19 protein-coding genes are annotated in these 23,808 nt (G+C 70.2%); 10 read left to right on the top strand and 9 right to left on the bottom strand.

The features are described from left to right. Positions 1 to 57: 57 nt before the first annotated feature. From ABZ342_RS00465 to ABZ342_RS00450, 4 genes are all read right to left on the bottom strand, one after another. Positions 58 to 1,488 carry a carboxylesterase family protein gene (locus ABZ342_RS00465; RefSeq protein WP_360467974.1) on the bottom strand — a complete coding sequence of 477 codons (1,431 nt, stop codon included), beginning with the start codon at positions 1,486 to 1,488 and terminating at the stop codon, positions 58 to 60. Positions 1,489 to 1,663: 175 nt separating this feature from the next. After that, positions 1,664 to 3,838, bottom strand: a complete 2,175-nt coding sequence (locus ABZ342_RS00460; RefSeq protein ID WP_360467973.1) for a xanthine dehydrogenase family protein molybdopterin-binding subunit — start codon at positions 3,836 to 3,838, stop codon at positions 1,664 to 1,666. Beyond that, a complete protein-coding gene (locus ABZ342_RS00455) occupies positions 3,835 to 4,797 on the bottom strand; it encodes a xanthine dehydrogenase family protein subunit M (RefSeq protein ID WP_360467972.1) in 963 nt (320 codons plus the stop codon). Before ABZ342_RS00455 ends, ABZ342_RS00460 begins: the two co-directional genes overlap by 4 nt. Beyond that, the gene (locus ABZ342_RS00450) at positions 4,784 to 5,236 is read right to left on the bottom strand and encodes a (2Fe-2S)-binding protein (protein ID WP_360467971.1); all 453 of its coding nucleotides are present in this window, start codon (positions 5,234 to 5,236) and stop codon (positions 4,784 to 4,786) included. The genes ABZ342_RS00455 and ABZ342_RS00450 overlap by 14 nt, the downstream gene beginning before the upstream one ends. Positions 5,237 to 5,433: 197 nt before the next feature. On the opposite strand from ABZ342_RS00450, the gene ABZ342_RS00445 reads away from it, so the two are divergent. Continuing rightward, positions 5,434 to 6,000, top strand: coding sequence for a TetR/AcrR family transcriptional regulator (locus ABZ342_RS00445; protein WP_155546106.1), 567 nt, complete (start codon positions 5,434 to 5,436; stop codon positions 5,998 to 6,000). Here the strand turns inward: ABZ342_RS00445 and ABZ342_RS00440 are convergent. From ABZ342_RS00440 to ABZ342_RS00430, 3 genes are read right to left on the bottom strand one after another with little or no spacing between them, the layout of a single operon-like run. Beyond that, a complete protein-coding gene (locus tag ABZ342_RS00440; RefSeq protein ID WP_360467970.1) occupies positions 5,997 to 6,356 on the bottom strand; it encodes a hypothetical protein in 360 nt (119 codons plus the stop codon). The two genes, ABZ342_RS00445 and ABZ342_RS00440, sit on opposite strands and share 4 nt — an antisense overlap. Before the next feature lie 53 nt (positions 6,357 to 6,409). Next, positions 6,410 to 7,903: a CoA-acylating methylmalonate-semialdehyde dehydrogenase gene (locus tag ABZ342_RS00435; protein WP_360467969.1), complete on the bottom strand. Its 1,494-nt coding sequence runs from the start codon at positions 7,901 to 7,903 to the stop codon at positions 6,410 to 6,412. 38 nt (positions 7,904 to 7,941) lie between these two features. Continuing rightward, positions 7,942 to 8,811, bottom strand: a complete 870-nt coding sequence (locus ABZ342_RS00430) for an aldolase (protein WP_360467968.1) — start codon at positions 8,809 to 8,811, stop codon at positions 7,942 to 7,944. Between the two features lie 117 nt (positions 8,812 to 8,928). On the opposite strand from ABZ342_RS00430, the gene ABZ342_RS00425 reads away from it, so the two are divergent. The 8 genes from ABZ342_RS00425 to ABZ342_RS00390 all read left to right on the top strand — a co-directional run bounded on the left by ABZ342_RS00425 (position 8,929) and on the right by ABZ342_RS00390 (position 19,983). After that, positions 8,929 to 9,723: a GntR family transcriptional regulator gene (locus ABZ342_RS00425; protein WP_155546110.1), complete on the top strand. Its 795-nt coding sequence runs from the start codon at positions 8,929 to 8,931 to the stop codon at positions 9,721 to 9,723. A gap of 62 nt (positions 9,724 to 9,785) precedes the next feature. Continuing rightward, positions 9,786 to 10,808 (top strand): ferritin-like protein, encoded by a 1,023-nt coding sequence (locus tag ABZ342_RS00420; protein ID WP_360467967.1) that lies wholly within the window; start codon positions 9,786 to 9,788, stop codon positions 10,806 to 10,808. Between the two features lie 36 nt (positions 10,809 to 10,844). Then, complete coding sequence (locus tag ABZ342_RS00415; protein WP_360467966.1) at positions 10,845 to 12,161, top strand: hypothetical protein; 1,317 nt, start codon at positions 10,845 to 10,847, stop codon at positions 12,159 to 12,161. After that, complete coding sequence (locus ABZ342_RS00410; RefSeq protein WP_360467965.1) at positions 12,158 to 13,153, top strand: hypothetical protein; 996 nt, start codon at positions 12,158 to 12,160, stop codon at positions 13,151 to 13,153. The genes ABZ342_RS00415 and ABZ342_RS00410 overlap by 4 nt, the downstream gene beginning before the upstream one ends. A 1-nt stretch (position 13,154) precedes the next feature. After that, positions 13,155 to 16,115: a hypothetical protein gene (locus ABZ342_RS00405; RefSeq protein WP_360467964.1), complete on the top strand. Its 2,961-nt coding sequence runs from the start codon at positions 13,155 to 13,157 to the stop codon at positions 16,113 to 16,115. 52 nt (positions 16,116 to 16,167) lie between these two features. Then, complete coding sequence (locus ABZ342_RS00400; protein WP_155546114.1) at positions 16,168 to 16,695, top strand: hypothetical protein; 528 nt, start codon at positions 16,168 to 16,170, stop codon at positions 16,693 to 16,695. 21 nt (positions 16,696 to 16,716) lie between these two features. After that, a complete protein-coding gene (locus ABZ342_RS00395; protein WP_360467963.1) occupies positions 16,717 to 17,505 on the top strand; it encodes a DUF3592 domain-containing protein in 789 nt (262 codons plus the stop codon). A 114-nt stretch (positions 17,506 to 17,619) separates the two neighbouring features. Beyond that, positions 17,620 to 19,983, top strand: coding sequence for a penicillin acylase family protein (locus ABZ342_RS00390; protein WP_360467962.1), 2,364 nt, complete (start codon positions 17,620 to 17,622; stop codon positions 19,981 to 19,983). A gap of 612 nt (positions 19,984 to 20,595) precedes the next feature. Here ABZ342_RS00390 and ABZ342_RS00385 read toward each other — a convergent pair. Together ABZ342_RS00385 and ABZ342_RS00380 are read right to left on the bottom strand one after the other, a co-directional pair. Beyond that, positions 20,596 to 21,666 (bottom strand): hypothetical protein, encoded by a 1,071-nt coding sequence (locus tag ABZ342_RS00385; protein ID WP_360467961.1) that lies wholly within the window; start codon positions 21,664 to 21,666, stop codon positions 20,596 to 20,598. After that, positions 21,663 to 23,192, bottom strand: coding sequence for a hypothetical protein (locus ABZ342_RS00380; protein ID WP_360467960.1), 1,530 nt, complete (start codon positions 23,190 to 23,192; stop codon positions 21,663 to 21,665). Before ABZ342_RS00380 ends, ABZ342_RS00385 begins: the two co-directional genes overlap by 4 nt. Positions 23,193 to 23,355: 163 nt before the next feature. Between ABZ342_RS00380 and ABZ342_RS00375 the strand changes: the two genes are divergently transcribed. Continuing rightward, the gene (locus ABZ342_RS00375) at positions 23,356 to 23,799 is read left to right on the top strand and encodes a tetratricopeptide repeat protein (RefSeq protein WP_360467959.1); all 444 of its coding nucleotides are present in this window, start codon (positions 23,356 to 23,358) and stop codon (positions 23,797 to 23,799) included. Positions 23,800 to 23,808 lie beyond the last annotated feature (9 nt).

Here is a 23,808-nt window from a genome sequence, read left to right as displayed (position 1 = left end):
GCCTGGCAGCGCGGCAGGGGCGTCGTCAACCGCTCGCGGGGTGGGGCCGAGCAGGGGTCAGTAGGTGTGGAACAGCGTGTCCTCGTCCGTGTACTCCGCCCAGCCGGGCGCGCCGGTGGCGGCGAAGCGGTACCAGGCGCCGTTCAGGTCGCGGGCCAGCTCCCGCGGCGGCTGCTCGCCCAGCAGGCCACGCGGCCCGGACACCGGCCCCAGCGCGTCGAACACGAACGGCAGCTCGAGCCCGTGGCACGCGCCCAGCGCGCCGTCGAGCAGCGGCGAACCCCACTCGAACTCGTACCGGAAGGTCCGGCCGCCGTGGTGCTCGGCCAGGTCTCGGACGCCGTCACGGAAGACCAGGTCGGTGAGGGCCGCGACGAGGACCTCGCCCGCCGAGCGGTCCGAGCCGAGGCCGTACCGCTGGAGCACGCCGGCCGGGTCGGGGTGCGACACCGCCAGCGACGCCACGGCCTGGTCGTCGGTGACGGCGTCCAGCGCGCCGGTGGGCACGAGGTAGAGCCGCATCTCCTCGCTGCAGCTGCCGACGACCAGGTCGACGTCGCGCCCGGCGCCCGCCCGGATCGCCTTGGCCGGGTGCTGCGGCAGGACGTCGTCGCCGACCATGGGGAGGAACGGGCTGAGGCCGTACCCGCGGTCATAGCCGAGCGCGTCGCGCAGGTCGGGGGCGCCGCCGGGCCGCAGGACGGCGTCCTGGGCGTCGAGCAGCTGCTCGGTCGAGACCTTCCGGAACGCCTCGGCGGTCGGCTCGGCCTTCAGCTCGTCGGCGATCACCCGGGCGAGACGGCGGGACTGGACGCCGTCGCGCACCATGTCCGGGTGTCCACTCTGGACGATGGCGCGGTGGAAGAGTCCCGTCGAGAGCGGGGAGCCGAGGAGGCAGGCGACGCTGACCGCGCCGGAGGCGGCGCCGAAGAAGGTGACGTTGCCGGGGTCGCCGCCGAACCCGGCGATGTTTTCCTGGACCCACCGCAGGGCCGCGAGCTGGTCGCGCAGCCCGAGGTTCGTCGTGCCGCCGTCCAGCGGCAGGAAGCCGTCGACGCCGAGCCGGTACTGGACGGTCACGAGCACCGCGCCGGCGTGCGAGAACGAGGTGCCGTCGTAGACCGGCGCCGACCCGGTGCCGCCGAGGAACGCGCCGCCGTGCACGAACACCAGGACCGGCAGTCCGGCCGCGCCGAGCTGCGGGGTCCAGACGTCGACCGTCAGGTACTCCGGGCCCGGCCGCCAGCCGGTGCCGGTGAGGGGGGAGAGGTCGAGGCCGGGCACGTCGTGCCGGCGCTGCGGTGCGGTCGGTCCGGGTCTGCTCGTGTCGCGGACGTCCTCCCACGGCGGGGCCGGGACGGGTTCGGCGAAGCGCAGGTCGCCCTCGGGCGCGGCGGCGTACGGGATGCCGCGGAACAGCGCGAAGCCGGCGGCGGTGACTTGACCGCGGACCGCGCCGGACGTGGTGGGGACGACGGGGTCGGTCATGCCGGGGGGTCCCTTCGAGGAAGATCGGGCGAGCGCCCGTCAGCCTAGGACCGGGGACGGGCCGCCGTCATGGGCGATCCGCCGAGAGTTGTCGCGGATGGATAACGGCGCCGGGCTCGTTGCGCCAGGTGGCCGAACGCCGGGGTGGGACGCACGCGCGTCCCACCCCGGGCGATCAGTCTTCGAGCAGATCTTCGATGGTGATCGGGATGTGCCGGACCCGGATGCCGGTGGCGTTGTACACGGCGTTGGCCACCGCCGCCGCCATGCCGACCGTGCCGATTTCGCCGAGGCCCCGCGCGCCCACCGCGTTGTGGAGGGTGTCCGGGTACTCGACGAAGTGGACGCCGACCTCGGGGATGTCGGCGTTGACCGGGAGCAGGTAGCTCGCGAAGTCGCCGTTGGCGAGCCGGCCGTTCGCCTCGATCTCCAAGCCCTCGTGCAGCGCGGCCGAGACGCCCCAGATCATGCCGCCCATGATCTGGCTGCGGGCCGCCTTGTCGTTGATGATCCGGCCCGCGTCGAACACGCCGAGCATCCGCGACACCCGGGCCTCGCGCGTCCACTTGTGCACGCGGACCTCGACGAACTGGGCGCCCCACGAGGCGAAGGAGTGCTTGGTCAGCTCCTCCCCGGGTGCCGACGTGCCGGTCACCTCGAGCGATTCGCGCCCCACGGTCCGCAGCAGCTCGCCGAAGGTCATCGACTCGCCGTCGGCGAAGACCTGTCCGTCGGCGTAGGTGACCTCCCGCCCTTCGAACGGCGCGCCGGGGTCGGCGGCGAGCGCGGTCAGTTCGTCGATCGCCTTGGTGGCGGCGAGCATGATCGCCGTGCCGGCGCTCGCCGTCGCCGTCGAGCCGCCGGACATGCCGCCCGGCGGGAGGGCGGAGTCGCCGAGGCGCGGGGTGATCCGGTCCGCCGGGATGTCCAGCGATTCGGCGCCCACCAGGGAGAGCACGGTGAGCAGGCCGGTGCCGGGGTCCGCGCCGCTCGTCGCGACGACGGCGGTGTCGTCCGCCCGCAGCGTGATGCCGACGGTGGCCGGGAACCGCAGGGCGGGGAACACCGCGGTGGCCACGCCCATGCCGACGAGCCAGTCGCCGTCGGTGCGCGAGCCCGCCGGGCGGTGCGCCCAGCCGAAGCGGTCCGCGCCGACGCGGAAGCACTCGTCGAGGTGCTTGCTCGACCACTGCAGGTCGTGGCCGGGCGGGGCGGTCGAGTTGTTGCGGACGCGCAGCTCGATCGGGTCCATGCCCAGCTTCACGGCGAGCTCGTCGACCGCGCTCTCCAGCGCGAACGACCCGGGTGCCTCGCCGGGAGCCCGCATGAACGTCGTCGGCGGGACGTTCAGCGGCACGATCTTCTGGGAGATGGACAGGTTCTTCGTGGCGTACCACTCGCGCGAGGTGCCGTGCGACGTCGGTTCGACGAACGACCGGGCGGTGTCGGTGTGGCACCACGAGTCGTGGCGCAGGGCCACCAGGGTGCCGTCCGGCTCGGCGCCGAGCGCGAGCTTCTGCACTGTCGCGGCCCGGCCGGCGGTCGCGGTGAAGACCTGTTCGCGGGTGAGCGCGGCCTTCACCGGCCGGTTGAGGGCGCGGGCCGCGGCCGCGGCCAGGAACGCCGGCGTGGACGTCCGCCCCTTGCCGCCGAACGCGCCGCCGACGAACGGGTTGATCGCGTGGACGGCCGCCGGTGCCAGCTCGAGAGCGGTGGACACCTCCGCCGCCTGCATGTTCGACGCCTGGTTCCCGCTGTAGATGGTCAGCTCGCCGTCGTCCCACACCGCGACCGCCGAGTGCGGCTCCATCGCGGCGTGGTTCTGCGTCGCGGTCGTGTAGGTCGCCTCGACGACCACCGGGCTCGCGGCCAGGGCGGCGTCGAAGGATTCGACGCCGTCTTCGAGCACCTCGATTTCCGGCGGTGCGCCGTCCATGGCCGGGGGCGCGGGTTCGGCCGAGTCGAGGTGTTCGGCGAGCGAGGTCCGGGCGGGCCGCTCGCGGTAGGCGACCTCGACGAGCCCCGCCGCGTCCCGGGCCTGCTCGAACGTCTCCGCGACGACGAACCCGATCGGCTGGCCGTAGTAGGTGACTTCCTTGTTCTGCAAGGGAACCCACGTCTCGCCGAAGGGCGGCATGCTCGGGGTCTGCAGCGTCAGGGGGTCGAACGGCGTGTACACCTCGAGCACGCCGGGTGCGCTCTTCGCCGCGGTGGCGTCCACGGCCTCGATCTCGCCGTGCGCGATCGTGCTGAGCAGGACGTAGCCGTAGACCATGCCGGAGAAGGTGCGGTCGGCGCCGTACTTGGCCTCGCCGGTGACCTTCTGCGGCGCGTCGAGCCGGGTGATCATCGGGAGCTCCCCTCGGTCAGTTCGAGCAGGGCGCGGACGATCGTCCGCTTCAGCAGCGACACCTTGAAACCGTTGTCGGACAACGGGTGCGCGCCGTCGGCGGCCACGGCCGCGGCGGCTTCGAACGAGGCCTGGGTCGCCGGGGCGCCGCGCAGGGCGTCCTCGACGGCGGGCAGGTGCCACGGCACCGTCCCGACGCCGCCGGCCGCGACCCGGGCGTCGGCGATCTTCCCGTCCCGGACGTCGAGCGCGACGGCGGCGGAGCACAGCGCGAACTCGTAGGACTGCCGGTCGCGCACCTTGACGTAGGTGGAGTTCGCCGCCCAGTCCAGCCGCGGCACGACGACCTCGGTGATCAGCTCGCCGGGACGCAGGTCGTTCTCCAGCGCCGGGGTGTCACCGGGCAGCTGGTAGAAGTCGCGCAGCGCCACTTCGCGGGTGCCTTCGGCGTCGGCCAGCAGCAGGCGCGCGTCGAGCGCGACCAGGGCCACGGCGACGTCACTGGCGTGCGTGGCGACGCAGGAGTCGCTGGTGCCGAGGATCGCGTGCATCCGGTTGGCGCCCTCGATCGCGGAGCAGCCGGTGCCGGGCTCGCGCTTGTTGCACGGCATCGCGACGTCGCGGAAGTACGAGCAGCGCGTGCGCTGCAGCAGGTTCCCGCCGATGCTGGCCATGTTCCGGATCTGCTGGGACGCGCTCAGCAGCAGTGCGCGCGAGATCGCCGGGTACACCTGCGGGTGCGCGGCGATGGCGCTCATCCGCTCCAGCGCGCCGAAGCGCAGGCCGTCGCTCGTGTCGATGCCGCGCAGCGGGACCTGGTTGATGTCCAGGACGTGCTGGGGCGTGAGGACGTCGAGCTTCATGAGGTCGACCAGCGTCGTGCCGCCGGCCAGGAAGGTGCCGGGCGTCGCGAGTGCCTCGTCGACGGTGGTGGGGGCGGTCAGCTCAAAGGGACGCATCGGCCCGCCTCGCCTGCTCGACGGCCTTGACGATGTTCGGGTAGGCCGCGCACCGGCACAGGTTGCCGGACATGAACTCCCGCACGTCCTCGACGTCCTGCTCGACGGCGGCGACCGCCGACATGACCTGCCCGGCGGTGCAGAACCCGCACTGCAGGGCGTCCTGGTCGACGAACGCCTGCTGCACCGGGTGCAGCCGGTTCTCTGTGGACAGTCCTTCGACGGTGGTCACCGGCTGCTTGACGGTGGCGGCCAGGGTGAGGCAGGAAAGCACGGGCCGGCCGCCGACGTGCACGGTGCAGGCGCCGCACTGCCCGCGGTCGCAGCCCTTCTTCGGGCCGGTGACGTCGAGGCGCTCGCGCAGCGCGTCGAGGAGGGTCACACCGGGATCGACGTCCAGGTGTTCGGTACTGCCGTTGACTTCGAGTGAGATGTCCACTGGTCTCTTTCCGCAGCTCGTCCGGGTGGGTGCCTGACGGTGGTGGTGGCGGCGAACGGGGAGCGGATAGTCATCCGCTTCACCCGTTCGTGAGGCTAGCGGATTACAATCCGGTTCGCAACGAACCAGTCACGCTGGAGTCGCTCCAGGTCTGGGTTAGATTCGGCGAACGACAACTTCGGTGGACGGGAGGGACGATGACGACGGGTTCGGTCAGCCCCCGGCGCGCGGACACCCGGCGCAACCACGAGCGCATCCTCGTCGTGGCCGCGGAGTCGCTGGCCCGCACCGGCGAGGTCTCGTTCAACGCGATCGCGAAACAGGCCGAGGTCGGCGTCGGCACGGTGTACCGGCACTTCCCGACGCCGGAGTCGCTGATCCTCGCGGTGTACGAGCGCGAGGTGCGGCAGATCGTCGACATCGTGCCGGTGCTGCTGGAGGGACACGCCCCGGACGAAGCGTTCCGGGTGTGGGTGACCGATCATCTGGCGCACTACATGATGACCAAGAAGGGGCTGGCCGACGCGCTGCGCCGCGCGACGGCATCCCGCGGCGAGCTGCCGGCGAGCGCGTACGAGGCGATGGTCGGCGCGGTGTCGGAGCTGCTGAAGGCCAACGAGGCGGCCGGCACCGTGCGGCCGGACCTCGACCCGCTGGTGGTGCTGCGAGGCCTGGCCGGGCTGCTGCTGCTCGACCCGAACGCCGACTGGCGCGGCGACGCGGCGGGGCTCGCCGAGCTGCTCTGGCACGGGATGGCGTCCTAGGCGTCGCCGTCGAGCCGGACCGTCACGGTGACGCGGCCCTTCTCGTCGCGCCGGGCGACGGCGTGACCGGTGCGTTCCGCATCGTCGAGTTCGAGGGACAGCGGACCGCCGTCGCCGGTGAAGTTGCGCCACCACTTCTTCGCCTCCGGCAGCATGACGCCGATGGTGACGACATCGCCCGTCCGCCGGTAGCCGACGGGAGTGCTGAACGTGCGGCCCGACCGCCGGCCCGTGTACGTGACCTGGGTGAGGTGGCGACGGACCAGCCCTCCCCAGCGCGGGGACGTCCGCAGCGAGCCGACGCACGTGTTGAAGCGGACGACGGCGTTTTTCGGGAGTGGACCTCGGTAACCCATGACGGCCACCCTACCAAGAAACGGAGACCAGTGTTCCGCTTCTGCCCGGGGCCTCAGCTGGAGGTGGGGAAGGTGAACCCCGCCGCCGAGGTGCTCGTGTGCGGCCAGCGCGTCGTGACCACCTTCGCGCGCGTGTAGAAGTTGACGCCCGCCGGGCCGTGGATGGGGCTGTCGCCGATGAGGGAGTCCTTCCAGCCGCCGAAGGAGTAGTACGACATCGGGACCGGGATCGGCACGTTGACCCCGATCATGCCGACCTTGACCTCGCGCTGGAACGTGCGCGCCGCTTCGCCGCTGCCGGTGAAGATCGCCGTGCCGTTGCCGTAGGGGTTGGCGTTGATGATCGCGATCGCCTCGGCCACGGTCTCCGCGCGGACGACCGCCAGCACCGGTCCGAAGATCTCTTCCCGGTAGGCCTGCATGTCCGTGGTGACGTGGTCCAGCAGGGACGGTCCGACGAAGAAGCCCTCCTCGTGCCCGTCGACGGTCAGGCCGCGGCCGTCGACCACCACCGACGCCCCTTGCTCCGCGCCCCGCGCGACGGCGTTCACCACGCGCTCGCGAGCGGCCTCGGTGACCACCGGGCCCATGTCGCTGGCCGGGTCCGAGCCGGGACCGACCTTCACCTCGCGGGCCTTGCGCTCGAGGATCTCGACCAGCTTGTCGCCGGCCGCCCCGACGGCGACGCCGACCGAGATCGCCATGCACCGCTGCCCGGCCGAGCCGAACGCGGCGGCGGTCAGCTGGTTAGCCGCGTACTCCAGGTCGGCGTCGGGCAGGACGACCGCGTGGTTCTTCGCCCCGCCGAGTGCCTGGACGCGCTTGCCGGCCGCGGTCCCGCGCTCGTGCACGTACTTGGCGACCGGGGTCGAGCCGACGAACGACACCGCCGCGATGTCCGGGTGGTCCAGGATCGCGTCGACCGCCGTCTTGTCGCCGTGGACGACGGTGAACACACCGTCGGGCAGACCGGCCTCGGCGTAGAGCCGCGCGACGAAGTTCGACGCCGACGGGTCACGCTCGCTCGGCTTGAGGACGAACGTGTTGCCGGTGGCGATCGCGACCGGGTGCATCCACAGCGGGACCATGATCGGGAAGTTGAACGGCGTGATCCCGGCGACGACCCCGAGCGGCTGCCGGAAGTCGTGCACGTCGACGTCGCGCGAGACCTGGTCGGAGAAGCTGCCCTTGAGCGCGTCGGCGATGCCGCAGGCGTACTCCACGACCTCGCGGCCGCGCACGATCTCGCCGCGGGCGTCCTCGACGACCTTGCCGTGCTCGCCGGAGATGATCCGCGCGAGCTCGTCCTCGTGCTTCACCAGCAACTCGCGGAAGGCGAACATCACCTTGGTCCGCTGGGACAGCGAGGAGTCGCCCCACGCCTCGAAAGCCTTGCTCGCGGACGCGACCGCGGTGTCCACATCGGACGCTTCGGCGAGCAGGACCCGCGCCTGCCGCTTCCCGGTGGCCGGGTCGTAGACCGGGGCCGTGCGGGTCGAGCCCGCGGACGTGGCGGTGCCGTCGATCCAGTGTTCGATGGTGTTCACGGTGCTCCCTACCGGTAGTGGCGCTGAGCCTGCTGGGTTCACAACAGCCCCACCGCGGTGTCGACGGCCTTGGCGACGTCCCCGTCGTGCGGGTAGAGCAGTGAGCGCCCGACGACCAGGCCCTGCACGGTCGGCAGCGCCAGTGCCCGCTGCCAGGCCGCGAACGCCGCGTCCGCGTCCTTCACCTCGCCGCCGAGCAGGACGGCCGGCAGGGACGAGGACGCGAGCACGCGCTCCATGTCGTCCACCACCGGCAGCTTGAGCCAGGTGTAGGCCGACGAGCGGCCGAGCGCGGCGGCGATCGTGATCGACTTGATGACGGCGTCGGGGGAGAGGTCGTTCTTGATCCGGCCGTCGGTCCGGACCGACAGGAACGGCTCGACCATCGCGATCAGCTTCCGGTCGGCCAGCGCGTTGACGGCCTTCGCGGTGTTCTCCAGGACGCTCGGCGTGGCCGGGTCGTCGAGGCAGATCCGGGTGAGCGTCTTGCCGCCGTCGAACCGCATCCGCTCGATCGCTTCGGCGTCGTAGCAGGCGAAGCGATCGTCGATCTCGAAGCTCGACCCGGCCAGCCCGGTGCGGTTCATGGACCCGATCACGGTCTTGCCGTCGAGGACGCCGAGCAGCAGCAGGTCGTCGATTACGTCCGCGGTCGCGAGCACGCCGGTGACCCCCGGCCGTTCCAGGGCCAGGCACAGGCGCTCGAGCAGCTCGCCCCGGTCGGCCATCGCCGACGGGTTGCCGCCCACCGCGTTGGCGCCGCGGGCGGGGTGGTCGGCGGCGATGATCATCGTCCGGCCCTTGTCGTTGAACGGCGACCTCGCCCGCACCCGGTTCGCGGCCGCCTCAGCGATCGCTTCCGGGTCGTGCACCCGTTTCGCGACGAGACGTCGCAGCATGTCGGTCACAGTTCCGCTCCTTCGGCCGGTCCGAGAACGACAGTGCCAGAGTCCCGGAGACTTTGTCAAGACATATGGACAACAGGTCATCCCTACCGCACCGCGGAGCGCGGTAGGCTTCCCCCGATGAGCACCCCGCCGCCGTCGTCCCGCGTGGACGTCACGCACCCGGCCTGGGACCCCGGCCGGGAGATCGTGCTGGACCCGGGTAGCCCCGAGCCCCTGTACCACCAGGTTTCGCAGCAGCTGCACGCCGCGATCGAGGACGGCAGGCTCCCGGCGGGTGCCCGGCTGGGCAACGAGGTGGACCTGGCGGCGAACCTGCGGCTGTCGCGCCCGACCGTCCGGCAGGCGATCCAGACGCTGGTCAACCAGGGCCTGCTCGTGCGACGGCGCGGCGTCGGCACCCAGGTCGTCCGCACCAAGGTGGCGCGGCCGCTGCGGCTGAGCAGCCTGTTCGACGACCTCGCCGGCCTCGGCGGCAAGCCGGAGTCGGTGGTGCTGGCCAACAGCGTGGCGGACGCCGACGCGAAGGTGGCCGAGCTGCTGGAAGCGCCGGGCCTGACGCGCGTGCGGCGGCTGACCCGCATCCGCTCGACCGACGGCGAACCGCTCGCCTTGATGAACAACTACCTGCCCGACGGCGTCATCGACCCGACCGACGAAGAGCTGCGCGACAAGGGTCTCTACCAGCTGCTGCGCTCGGCGGGGGTCCGCCTGCACGCGGCGGAGCAGCACATCGGCGCCCGGCTGGCGACCGAAGAGGACGCGGAGCTGCTGGACGAGACGCCGGGAGCGGCTCTGCTGACCATGCAGCGCACGACGTACGACGACTCCGGCCGCGTGGTCGAGTACGGCTGGCACGTCTACCGCGCGTCCCGCTACGCGTTCAACCTCTCGCTGACCAACGGCCCTCAGTAGTCACAAGCCGGTGCGGCGTCTTGTCTCAGCTGCCGCAACCGACCTGACGAACCGAGGTAGCCATGGACACGCTGGACGATCTCCGCCGCCACCTGCAGTGGGCGATCGAGCTCGAGCACGCGACGATTCCCCCTTACCTGTGCGCGCTGTATTCGCTCGACCCGGCCCGCAATCCCGAAGCCGTGCAGGTGGTCGGGTCGGTCCTGGCGGAGGAGATGCTGCACCTCGCGCTGGCCGCGAACCTGCTCAACGCCGTGGGCGGTTCGCCCGCGCTCGACACCCCCGCGCTGTTGCCGCCCTACCCGCATCCGCTGCCGCACGGCGACCGTTCCGTGCACGTCCACCTGGCGCCGTTCGGTGCCGAAGCTCTTGAGCTGTTCCTGCGCATCGAGCGGCCCGCGTCGGCGGACGCGCCGCCGGAATCGGACGAGTACGAGACGATCGGCCAGTTCTACGCCGCCATCGAGGCCGGCTTCCACACGTTGTGCGACGAGCTGGGCGAAGCCGCGGTCTTCACCGGCGACCCGGCCCGGCAGATCGACGCGTTCCACCTCCGCGGCGGAGGCGGTGAGGTCATCGCGGTGCACGATCTGAAGTCCGCGGTGGCGGCGCTGGCGGAGGTCGTCGAGCAGGGCGAGGGCGCGGCCCGCACCGACGTCTGGGACGGCGACCGCGACGTCTTCCACCCCGACCGCGAGGAGGTGGCGCACTACTACCGCTTCCAGGAGCTGCGTCTCGGCCGCCGCTACCGCACGGGCGACACCCCGGCGTCCGGCCCGACCGGGGACGAGATCGCGATCGACCCCGACGGGGTGCTGCCGATGCGTCCCGATCCGCGGACGGCCGACTACCCGGAAGGCAGCGCGGTCCGCGTCGCGCAGGAGGCGTTCAACCAGACCTACTGTGTGCTGCTTTACCAGCTGGAACAGGCGTTCACCGGCGAACCGGGGCAGCTGCGGGACGCGATCGGCACGATGTACGCGCTGCGGGCCCAGGCGGTGGCGCTGATGAAGCTGCCGAGCGGGGACGGGCGGACGACGGCGGGGCCGACCTTCGAGTACGTGCCGCCGGAGCGGCGGAACTGACGGGGCCGTCGCGTAGGGTGCGATCGGAGCGAGGGGGTGGCGGTGACGGGAGCGGGCAAGCCCCGGCTGCGCTCGGTCGTGCTCGCGGCGGTGTGGCGGCGGATTCCCGATGTCGAGGTCCTCTCGGCCGGGGACGGCGGCCCGCTGACCCGCACCGTCAAGAAGATCATCGACCCGCTCGTCGTCCGCACGGCGGCGCGGCCGAAGCTGGGCCGTCCGCTGCTGGAGCCCGCCGCGGCGGCCGAGGTCACCGAGCTGGTCCTCGCCGACGCATCGCGGTTGCGGGCGACGGCCGCGTGGTTCGTGCACCTCAAACGGCAGCGGCGCGCGCTGCGGATCACCGCGGGCGACGTCCAGGACGTCTGCTTCCCCTTGGCGTACGAGCTGGCGACGGGGTACGGCATGCCCGGACCGGACGCCCCGGAAGCCGCGGCGTCGGCATTGCGCGAGCTGCACGGCGAAGGCGACGAAGCCGGCGTAGCGCAGCTGATCGCGTATCTCGCCGATCCCCGGGCGGCCGCGGACCTGACCGCCGCGCTGCACCGCCGCTGGCACACCGACGCCGGTCTCTCGCCGGATGACGCCGTGGTGCTGCTCGGCCGGTTCGCCGAAACCCTCACCGATGCCGCGTGGCTGGCCGGTTCCGCCGCGGGGCACGCCCTCGGCCTGGCGCTGCGCCGGCCCGGGGGAGCCGACGCGCTCGCCCGGGCCGCCGAGGCCGTTTCCGGCTCCCCGGCGCCGGATCTCGGTCTGCAGCGCGGGGATCGCACCGCCGTCCCGCCGCTGCGGCGGCAGGACGAAGCCGGCCCCGAGCTCCTCGAACGCAGCGTCGAACGGCGGGTGCGCGCCACCCTGCGCCGGCTCCCCGCCGGCGAACGGGGAGCCGTCGCCGAGCTCGTCGACGACGAAGCCCGCCGCGTCGTCGCCGGGTTCGGGCTCGGTTTGCCCGCGCTGGCCACGTGTTTCGCGCTCGGCGTCGTCCTCGCGCCCGCCCTCCGGCCGCTCGACGGCGTCGCACCCGGGACCGTCCCCGGGTTCGCGCGGCAGCTCAACGCCCAGGTCGCGCGCGAGGGGTACGTGCTCCACGCGCGCCGCGCGCTGGCCGGCACCACGCCGCTCACCCCGCGGCCCGACGACGAGCTGCTGCGCGAGCTGCGTGAGTTCGGCAAGCAGTTCCTCGGCCGGCTGTGGATCCGCCTGCACGGCTTCGACGTGCGCGGTGACCTCCCGGCCGACGCGGCGGACGTGCGGGACCTCGTCACCGGCGTCGTCCGGTCGACCTCCCTGGACCTGCGGACGAAGGTGCGCCGCGCGCTCGTGGCCCGGCTGCCGGACCTGGAGGCGGTCTCGTGACGCACCCGGTGCACACCCCCGTCGTCGCGGCGGACGGCGGCCTCGTCCGCTTCGCCCTCGCCGATCTGCTCGCCGGTGTCCCCGGCTCGATGCGCGTCGAACTCACCGACGCCGGGGCCGCGGAACCCTGGCTGACCCGGCTCGTCGGCGAGGAACACGCCCTCGAGGCCCTCGTGTCCGGGCGCGTGGACGTCCCCGCCCGGCCGGAACTCGCCACCCTCGCGCTGCTGCTGTGGGCTCGCCGGTGGTGGCCCGCGAGCCCGACGCTCGGGATTCCCGCGTTGGACCCGGCGCTGCTGGACCTCGAAGCCGCGGTCGCCACCGCGGAGGTGGCCGAAGGCATGCTCGATGGTTTCGAAGCCACCCCGGCGGACCTGTTCGACGCGGCCGTCGACGGGCTCGCCGCGACGCCGGTGGCGGACGAGGTCCGGGGCCTGTGCACCAGGTTGTCGGCCTGGTTCGACGGCCAGGACGACGTCGTGCGCGCCGAAGCCGCGGCCCGGCTGGCGGCCGCCGTGACGCCGGGGCAGCGCGCGTATGCCCTGGCCGCGGGCATCGAGCCGGCCGCGTCCGGGGAAGGTGTCGTGACCGAGGGCCGGGAGAGCGTCGACTGGGCGCGGGTGCCGCCGGGCATCCTCGACGCCGCCGAGAACACCGTGACCTGGCGGGTCGTCGCGGCGCCGACGGCCACCCGGCTGGAGGTCGAGGTCGCCGGGGCGTTCGCCGACGCGACGCTGTCGGCCTTCGCGACCCGGGACGGCGAGGTCGTCGCGGAAGTCCCGTTGCGCTGGGGCGTCGGGCGGTTCGCCGGCGCCGTCGATCTCGCCCCTCCCGTCCCCATCGGACTGTTCGTCGGCGTGACTCCCGAGGACCTCGCCGGGACGACGGCCGAAGACCGGGCCGAGGTGGTGGCGCTCGTGCGGGCGCGCGAGGCGCTGCCGCCGGAAGCCCGGACGCTGGCCGAGCGCGCGGCCACCGACGGGGAGTTCTGACGTGCTCGTCGGCTTGCCGCCGCCCTTTTCCCCGCCGGACCGGCCGGTGCCGGACGCGCTGGCCGGGGCGAGTTCGCACGGCTACAACTGCCGGTGCGTCGCCGCTCATTTCGGCTTGGACCCGGCACCCTACGGCGAACTGCCCGCGTGCTCGCTCACCGACGCCGAGTACCAGGAGCTGGCCGGTGAAGCCGTCGAGATCCAGCGGGAGGCCAAACGGCTCGCCGCGGCACGGGACATCGGGGGCGCACAACGGTTGTACGGCCGGATGCGGCAGATCGCGCAGCGGCTCGACCGGAGCGACTTCGAACTCGCCGCGGTCAGCGACCTCGCCACGGTCTGCTACTCCGCGGGGGACCTGCGCAACGCCCGGCAATGCGCCGAAGCCGTGCTCGCCGCCTTCGAGGTGGGCGCGGCCGCCGCCGTCCACTTCGGACAGTACGCCGAGCTGCGGACGATGGAAGGTTCCCGTGAGGTGGCCGATCGCGTGCTGATCTCACTGTCCACCGAGGACGGTGAGATCGCGCGGGCCCGTGAGCTGATCGCCGGACAGCGGCACCGGGCGGCGCTGCGGAAGGCCGCCGGGCCGGAGCAGTACCCGCCCGAGCTGCTCGACCCGCACGGCACCGACGAGCTGGAGCTGCGCATCCTCGAGGTACGCGTCCAGGTGGCCGCCGGCGATCCGGCCGGGGCGCTGACCGCGCTCGACGAGATCCTGAGCACGCCGGCTTGCGACCACGCGCCGTCCTTGAAGGCGATGGCCCAGGCCGAGCGCGCCCGCCTTCGCCGCGCCGGCGGTCAGGACGCCGACGCGCGCGCCGACCTCCTCCGGCTCACCACGGACCACCCGGCGAAGTACGCCGTCGACCTGGCCACGGACCGTGCGCTGGCCGGTGACTTCCCGGGCGCGGTCGCCGCGATCGTCGCCGCCCGCGACGACCTCGCGACGGCGGGCGCGTCCGGCGACGTGGCGGAGGCGAGCCACGCGCTGGGGACGTTGCTCCTGCTCGCGGGCGACGCCCGGCAGGCGCGGGACCAGTTCGAGCACGCGGGCAAGATCTGGACGGCCCACGAAGACACGCCCGGCCTGCGACGGCTCGACGTGGCGCTGGCCCGGTGCGCCGCGGCGGACGGCGACTGGACGACCGCCGAGGAGCACGCGACGCGGGCGTGGGAGTCGGCGCGCGCGTCCGGCGAGTGGCTGGAGTGCCTGCACACGGACTTCGTCGCGGCCACGATCGGCTACGCGCGCGGCGACGACCTGCGCGCGTTGCTCGACCTGCTGCTGCCGCTGGCGCTGGCGGCGGCCGACTACCGCTTCGAGTTCGCGTCGCCGCGGGCCCGCACGGCGTGGGCGCGCGACGTCGCGGGACCGGCGACCGAACTGGTGATGGCGCTGCTGATGCGGCTGCGGGAGCCGCGGCTGGCGGCGGAGCTGGTCGAACGCACCTGCGCCGTCGGGGCCTACACCGAGGGACCGGCGCTCGAACTCACCGGGACGGTTCCCCCGCTCGAAGGGGCGCCCGACGGCGACCGGCTCCCGCTCGCCGCGCTGGGCAGCGTGACCGCGTCGCTGCCGCTGCGCCTCGCCCCGCCGCCCGCCCTGCGGTGGTCCCCGGCGTCGCCGATGGAACTCGATCGCTGGCTCGACATCGCCGCCGAGCGGTACTCTTTGCCCCCGAAGGAAACTCCGGTCGTGCGCACCTGGCCGGCCACGGCCAGGGAGACGTTCCTCCTGCGTTACGCCGACGCCGGGCACACCTACCTCACCTGGCGGACGACCGGCGACCTCGACGACGTCCACACCCACCCGGTCGACGCCGCCCTCGTCGCGACGGCTCGCGAGTACCTGGACGCGGCTTCCCCGACGCCGCACGAGGGTGAGAGCGTGCCCGACGCCGTCGGCCGCGCGCTGTCCGCTTTCGCCGGCGAACAACGCCTGGCCCGGGTCCTCGGCCTGAACCTGCTGCCGGCCGATCTCGTCGCGCGACTGCGGGAGGCCGCGGCCGGAGGACGGCGTCCGCTGCTGCGCGTGCAGCCGTCGCCGAGCCTCGCCGCGGTGCCGTGGGCGCTGCTCGCCCTGCCCGACCGGCGGCCGGACCGCGTGCTCGAACCCGGCGAGGAAAGCAGCTGCTTCGACGGCGACGAGCGTGTCCTGGACGTCGCCGACGTCTCGCTGCTCGCGCCCGTCGGGATCCCGCGCCGTCCCCCGGCGCCGCCCGGGCCACCGGTGTACCTGCTCGACCCGCGGATCCCCGGCCAGAGCGCGTTCGGCGAGCTGGGCTCGGTGCTCGGCAAGCAGGACCCGGCGTCGCCGCTGATCCGCCACCTGGACGCGCGGATCGCCGAAGGCGCGGTCCGGCCGGCCGCCGCACGGGGCCTCGACCTGGTCCGCCGCACCGACACCGACCGGCGGCTGCTCGCGCGGCTGCTGGCCGGGCCCTGTTCGCGGCTGGTGTACGCCGGGCACGTCAGCCGGGTCCGCGACGAACACGGCGCGCAGACCGCGCTGCACCTGTCCTGCGCGGCCGACCTGCCCGGCACGGCCGAGCCGATCGGGGCGCACCGGCCCTTCACGGCCGCGGACCTCGCCCTGTCCGAAGTGGACGCGATGCCGGCGCGGGTGGCGCTGATCGGCTGCGCCAGCGCGAGCGACTTCGGCCTGCCCGAGCCGTTCGGCGTCCTGCTCGCCGCGGTCGCGGCCGGGGCCCGGCTGGTGGCCGCGACGCTGTGGGCGCTGCCGACGTCGGCGGCCGTCCCCGGCGCGGACCCGATGGCCGAGCTGGTGATCGCCGTCGACACGGCACTGGCCGGCGACGACCCGGTCGGAGAGCTCTGCGCGTGGCAGCGGACCCGGCTCGCGCGGTGGCGCGAACGGGCCGAGCCGGCGCGTTCGCCGGTCTTCTGGGCGGCGCTGACCTGCCTCGATGCCTCCGATGACGGCCAAACCTGGGTTCGGTAGCAGCGCGCTCCGCCGAAGCTGTGTGCACAACACACAGCGAAAGGCGGGACCGATGTTCAAGAAGATCCGCGACAAGGTCAACGAAGCCACCCAGCAGGGCATGGCCCGCGGCGCACAGGACTTCCGGCAGCACGCCGAGCAGTTCCGGCAGGCCGCGGCGGCGCAGGGGTACGACATCACCCCGCAGCTGCCGACGCCGCAGCTGGCCGCGCAGGCGTTGCGCGGCCTGGCCGCCGACCCGGACATGGCGGCGTTCATGGCGCTCCCTCCGGAGGAGCAGCTGCGCCAGCAGCAGGAGCTGCAGGCCTACGGCACCGAGCTGCGGCGGCTGTACGACACGTGCGAGCCGGCCACGTTGGTGATCCGCGCCCTCGAGCCGACCGGCAAGACGATCGCCGGGCAGGCGCAGTACACGGCGACGCTGGAGGTCACCCGCACCGGCGGCACCCCCTACCGGACGGTGACCCGGCTGATCGCGCCGCAGGCGACGATCCAGCAGTACGCGCCCGGCACCCGGCACGAGGCCCGCGTCGACCCCGCCGACCCGGCGAAGGTCGCCGTGTTCGGCCCGATCGACTAGGCGGCCGCCGTGTACGGATTCATGTCCAGCCTGTCGGACCCGCCTCGCAGCGGCCGCCGGGCCGGCCGTCGGCTGTGGCTCCTGGGGATCCCGACGACGCTCGCGTGGGCGGCCGCGGGCTGGTCCGGAGCGCTCGGGATGCTGGACGGCTTCCGGCTGATGTCGCTGAACCGCCTCGACTCGTGGGGGGTCGACGCGGGCTCGGCGGCGTCGCTGGTGCTGTTCTTCAGCGTCGCGGTCACGGTGGCGTCGTCACTGGGGTTCGCGATGCTGTGGGGCGCGGGGATGTCGGTGAACCGCCTCGGCATCGGCTTCCGGGCGAGCTCGCTGACCGCGGCACTGGGCGTGGCGCTGGGCAGTGGCGTCGCGATCCCGTCGTGGACCCCGCCGGAGTCGGTGGGGCAGCGGCTGCCGTTCCTCGACGGGAAGGCCGAGCCGTGGTCCGACGTGGACTGGGTCGTGTACTACGAGCCGTACCTGGTCCCGGCGGTGTCCGCCCTGGTGGCCCTGGTCCTGATCGTCGTGCTGCTGCGGGCGTTCCTGAGCGAAGCGGAGGCGGAGGACCGGACCGAGGCGCTGCGGCAGCGGGGGCGGCGGGTCACCGGGCACGTGGTGCACGTCGAGTTCACCAACGTCTGGGTGATGGGGAACCCGCGGTTCGTCGTCCACGTCCGGTTCCCGGCGGAGACGGGGGAGCGCACGGTGGTGGCGACGATGGTGACGTCGCTGTTCCAGGCGCCGTCCCGCGGCTCGGCGGTGACGGTGCGGTACGACCCGCAGGACCCGGAAGCGGTGCTCGTGGAGCCCTAGCCGATCGGGGCTCGCGCTCGCGGCCCTGGACCCCTAAGGGGCTCGTGGGACCGTGCCGCGGGCGGGGAACATACCGGACGAACCCGGTATCGAGCCCCGAACGAGGAGAGCACCATGGCCACACGCCGGCCGGTCATCCGCGGCCTGATCCTCGCCTTGGTCGTGCTCCTCCTGGCGCCGGTCCCGGGTGTCGAGGCGGCGACCGGCCCGCGGTACGCCGTCGCCGGCCTGCACCGGCCGGTCGAGCTGCTCGTCGACAAGTGGGGCGTGCCGCACATCTACGCGGCCGACACCAGCGACCTCTTCTTCGCCCAGGGCTTCAACATCGCCCGCGACCGCCTGTTCCAGATCGACACCTGGCGCCGCCGCGGGCTCGGGACGCTCAGCGACGTGCTCGGTCCGTCCTATGTGGAGCAGGACCGCGCCGCCCGGCTGTTCCTCTACCGCGGCGACATGGACGCCGAGTGGGCGTCCTACGGTCCGGAGGGCAGGCTCGCCGCGACCCGGTTCGCCGAGGGCATCAACTCCTACGTCGACTGGCTGGGCCGCAACCCCGCCGCGCTCCCGCCGGAGTTCGCCAAGCTCGGCTACCAGCCCGCCCGCTGGCGCCCGCAGGACGTGGTCCGGATCCGTACGCACGCCATCGGGGAGAACCTGATGTGGGAGGTCGCCCGCGCGAAGCTGGTCTGCCTGGCCGGCCCCGGCGCGAGCCGCTACCTGCGTTCCCTCCACCCGGACCACGAGGCGGCGGTGCCCGCGGGGCTCGACCCGTGCTCGGTGCCGGACGACGTGCTCAAGGTGTACGACCTGGCGACCGCCTCGGTGAACTTCACCGGCGCCGGTCTGCAGACCAAGGACATCGCCGACGCGACATCCGGCAGCAACGCCTGGGCGATCGGGCCGGGCCGGACGGCGTCGGGCCGGCCGATCCTGGCCAACGACCCGCACCGCGGCGCGGACGCCCTGCCCTCGGGCCGCTACGTCGCCCAGCTGTCGGCGCCCGGGCTGAACCTCGCCGGGGCGGGTGAGCCGTGGAACCCGGGGATCGCCATCGGGCACAACGAAAACATCGCGTTCGGCCTGACCAACCTGCCGATCGACCAGACCGACCTCTACGTCTACGAGCTCGACCCGAACGACCACACCCGCTACCGCTACGGCACCGGCTGGGAGCGGATGACCACGCTCACCGAGTCCATTCCGGTGCGCGGCGGCACCCCGGTGACCCGGGAGCTGTCCTTCACCCGGCACGGCCCGGTCGTCAAGGTCGACGAGGCGGCGCACCGGGCGTTCGCGGTCCGCACGGCGTGGACCCAGCCGGGCAGCGCGGCGTACCTGGGCAGCCTGAACTACCAGCGCGCCACGAACTTCGACGAGTTCACCGCGGGCATGCGGAAGTGGGGCACGCCGGGCTCGAACCTGGTCTACGCGGACGTGCGGGGGAACATCGGCTACGTCCCGGCGGGGCTGACGCCGCGTCGTACGGGCGCCGGTTACGACGGCCTGCTGCCGGTCCCCGGTGACGGTCGCTACGACTGGAACGGCTTCTACGCGAACCGCGAGCTGCCGGGGCAGTACAACCCGCCGTCCGGCTACTTCGCCTCGGCCAACGACTTCAACATCCCGCCGGGCCACCCGGTGGTGTCGAACTACGAATGGCAGCTGCCGTACCGCAAGCAGCGCATCGACGAGCTGATCGAGTCCCACCCGGGCGCGACCGTCGCCGACTCGCTGGCGCTGCAGAAGGACGAGAAGTCGCTGGTGGCCACGCAGCTCCTCGAGTTCGTGCGCGGACTGTCCTCATCGGACCCGGACACCGCGAAGGCGCTGGAGCTGCTGCGCGGCTGGGACGGCGTCGCATCGGCGGGATCGCCGGCGGCCGCGCTGTACGAGACGTGGATCATGAAATACCTGCACTACGTGTGGGCGCACGCGGTGCTGCCCCAGGCCGCGGCGGACGCGCTGGTCCGCACGATCAACCCCGACTTCAGCCTGATCATCGCCTCATTCCGCGACCCGGCCGGATGGCTGGGCCCGGACGGAGCAGCGGTGCGCGACCAGCTGATCCTGAGCTCGCTGCCGGTGGCTTTCCGCGACGTCGCCGGCCAGCTCGGCCCGGACCCCTCGACGTGGCACTGGGGGACGCTGCACCACAACGAGTTCAAGCACCCGCTGGGCACCCCGAACGTCGGCCCCACCCCGATCGGCGGCGACTACCACACGATCCACCCGTCGTTCTTCCACCCGCTGACGTACGCGCAGATCATCGGAGCGACGTTCAAGATCGCCCTGGACGTGGGCAACTGGAACGACTCGGCGGCGATCAACGCGCCGGGGCAGTCGGGGGACCCGCGTAGTCCGCATTTCAGCGATTTGAACGGCCTGTGGGCCTCGGGTGGGTCGTTCCCGCTGCTGTACAGCCGCGGCGAGGTCGAGCGGAACCTGGACGTCCGGATCCGGCTGGAGCCGGCCGGCTGAGTCCGCAACGCCGGACCGAGGTCGCTGTGGTTCGGGATCGGTGTTCTCGGTGGTCATCGCTGCTTGCCCTCCGCTGACCCTTTGCTTGCTGCGGAGTCACATCGAGGAACAAGCCGCTGGGCGTACTCCAACCGGGCCGGATCTCGATCGTGTCGCCGGCACGGCAACTACGGGCGGCGTGTGCTCGGGCGCCGACGGCTTGGCCTAATCGAACAAAACGTCCAATAAGTCACGAACGACACCATGTTGCCGTCCATTATGGAGATTCGGTAACTTTGCACCGATTGAGCTGGTTGAACTATTTTCGCCGGTAGGCCGATTTGGCAAGGTGATCTTGGGTTCGTCGGGGGCCCGGCTGTGTGCTGGCGCTCTTGGACGAGGGGGATCTCGTGGGGGTTTCCGGCGTGCCTTGGCGCGCTCTTTTCCTGCCTGCCGTCGTCGGCGTCGCCGGTTTGCCGGTGCTGGCGGCACCGGCCGCCTCGGCCGCCGTCTCGGTGCCTGACCATGCGCCTGATGAGGCGACGGTGTCGGTCTGGGCGCGTGAGGCCGGGAAACAGGCGAGACTGGCTCCGAGACTGCGATGCGGCCAAATGCGAAGTCGTTACGCCGGAACTATTTCGCTGGCTGGGTGGGAAGGGACGACGTTCCGTTTTGTGGCGGACTGGGCTGGACCATCTCGTTCACCGCGGCACTGGCCAGGCTGGTCGCCAAGGCTGTAACTCCAGCGATTACTATCGTCGATACAGGGACAAAGAAGGACTTGACGCGGCTGAAATCCCGGACTCTTCCCCAGTGCACGCTTGCCGCTTTGGCCAGGCGCCATTCCCATGCCAGTCCGAGGCTCAAGGCGAAGAAAAGCAGGAACCCGGTTTTGATCGCAAGGGCTGGGATAACCACGCCAGCGGGAGCTGCAAAATCTACGCTGAAAAATTCGATCGGAACGAGGGTCAGGAGTAAGGCCATGGACTTTCTGATCGGAACTTGACCCCGGATCGCCGGGTAAAAATAGCCAAAAACGCCGCCAAAAGCAACCCATCGGAGATAATGCACTACTGTCACAAGGATTTCCAATGGGGCATACGAAGATAGGTTTGCGGCAAGCGATGAAATGAAGGGAAGTAGTTCATAAATCATGAATGGAAAGCTGACCGAGAACGCTACGACCAAGCCAAATTTGGCGTTTTCCGCCTCACTGTATCCACCGTTGGACCCCTGTGCGGCGTGGGTTATTCCGATATGTTCTGCCGGGACCGCTCGATACATGCCAGCGGCCCGATCGAGTCGGTACTGTTCTTGGACAAGTTTTTGTAAATCGAACTCCCCGGACTCATTTCGACTCACCTGCGTCCTGAACGTCGCGGACGCGAGATTCGATATTTTGGATCGCTGGCCACTTAGGCGCAGGAGGCGAGCATGCGCCGAACGGGTGACTCGGGCGAGTCTGCTCGATTTTTCGTCGATATTGATCAACCAATGAAATCCGGCCAAGCATGCCACTGCGGCGCCGATGGCCGAATAAGTCGAGATCAACTCCACTTGAACGGATGATACGACCAGAAGAATGCCGATGGCGGCAGCTTTGATCAAGATTCTATTTCTGGACAGTGCTTCGTCTCGAAGTAGCCACAAGATCCTGACCAAGTAGGATAGGAAAAATACGTTGGCCATAAGAAGCATGGTCATGGCCAATTTTTGTGTGTCGTAAAACCGAAAGGCCAAGCCCAAGGTGTAAATGTCGACTTTGACCAGTTGTCAAGTATTGTTTGAACTGGAGAAAAGGAAAGCATTGTCAGTGCGGCCAGTATGAATGAAAAGTACTTGCGTACTTTGAGTCGCCTCGATGCGAAATATATGTATGCCGCCCAAGCGATCAAGCATAGTGGTGTAAGTATCGAGTAGGGTTCCAGTCGACATGCATGGAGCAGAATAACTCCGGTAGCGCAGGAGATGCCAAGTTCCAACCCGTACCGCCAATTTTGCAGGTTCCGTGTCCATGTGCTCGCCAGTAGTATGCCGCCCAGAATGCAAGTTGTGGTGAATAGTGCGATTTTAGGGTTCAGAAAGGCTCTTCCTTCTAAGATTATCGCCAGCACTGTGGCTACTGCAATTATGGTGAGAGAAAGCACGATTCTACCGTGAACTGATCGACCTGATTCGGCGTCATTTCGCATCGAGGCGAAGCCCAACAAGATCGGCACAAGAATCAGGAGGATCACCAATGAGAAGCTCGAGCTCAAGACTGGGAAGCCAACGGTTGTCAAGGCTCCGACGGTGACAACCGCGATCGCCAGCCATGGTAGAACCTTCTTCACTCGCCGATGTGCTTCGGACTTGGAGGACCGACCGCTGTAGAGGAATCCCAACCATGGAAAGAGTGCTGCAAGGGGGAAAAGTAGCACAGAATTTGGAACGTCCTGATCGTCAGGATCGGATCCCGGGATGGAGGAATTATTGCTGCCGTCGCGCGGGCTCAGGGAGACATTTCCCGATGCGGTTGGTGCTGTTGGTAAGAATGATACTGAGGTCGAATTCTGACTGCTTATCGGAGCTCCGTCGGCGCCGATGATCTGATAGCCGTCTACTTCGATCTGCGCCGAGGAGCGATCGATTCCTAGGTCGGCAACCGATTTCCTGTTCTTTAGAATGCTGATGTTCAGGTGAGATGTGGGTGTTTCACCCTCTGCTGATGCGGTTACCTTCGCCAATCCATTTTCGACAGGTATGGTAGTTGTCAGATTGCTTACGGCTATATTCGATATGTGTGACCTGAGTTGAATTTGCACCAATCCTGCTGCATTGCTCATGAACCTCTCGACCTGCTCAAACCTTGTGCTATTCAAGCAAGTCAGGAGGGGGTCGAGCTTGTCCAGTAAGAGTTGTGACTCAACGTATACTTTTGTGCTGTCCTTTTTTCCTGGCACTAATTTCACGCTTACGTGCGTTTCGGTGGTGCGTGCCAGTTTTGACGGCTTTGCTATCGGGCAGTCGTCGGAATCATTTATGTACGAGATAGTGGTATCGTTCGATCTGGATCCTGTGAACTTCTCCTCTGTGAGCTCGTTGTAAAATGTTGATTCGGATTCATTTCCGAATAGAATCGGCAAGTTATCCGAGTCGAAGATGTTGTTTAGGAAGAACATCGAGAGCGTTAGGAAAGATAGTGTAGAAAATATCAGGATGCCCCGCGTTATTCTTCGCAAGAGGCTCATTAAGCTGACCTTCCTGATATTTCGTGTGTGACTGGAACGGGTAGGCATCCTCGGTAACCCTTGGTGCAAGTAACTGGCTCGCTGGTGCTGAGCGGTGTCGGGTATCGCTCGTGAACGAGCCGTCCTCCGTAATCGAGACCGTTGTTGAGTAGAGTCGCGCAGGGTGTGCGAGCTGTTACGGCTGTCTGCCGACACGCTGACGTCGTCTGTCGATCTCGGACGTCAGCGCGGAATCTCGACTATTGTCGATCTTGAATTGGGGATGGAGTGCGCCCTTGACGCGCCGAATCGCGCGCAGATGTTCACGTCGAAGGCGGCGCTCGGCATCGCACACCAACGGCTCGGTGTCTTGCTCAGCCGGCGCGGCCGCCACCGCACGGCACTGAAGCACTTTGATGAAGCGCTGGCGCTTCGTAGCAAGAGCTGGCAGCGGTGGAGTGCTGCCGACACGCTCATTTCCCGGGCTGATGCGCTTCTCGAAATTCGGCAGGTCGACCAAGATTGCGACGCGTACGTGCGAAGCTTGGGCATCCTCGAAGGCCTCCGAGATGTACGTGCGTTGGAGGTCCGAACGCGCCTTGCCTCTCTCGGGGCGATCTCCGCTTGACGACGTGCT

This window comes from Amycolatopsis sp. NPDC005961 (assembly GCF_040629235.1).
Classification (GTDB): Bacteria; Actinomycetota; Actinomycetes; order Mycobacteriales; family Pseudonocardiaceae; genus Amycolatopsis; species Amycolatopsis camponoti.
The sequence above is the reverse complement of the archived record's forward strand: the minus strand, read 5'-3'. Positions and strand labels throughout refer to the sequence as shown.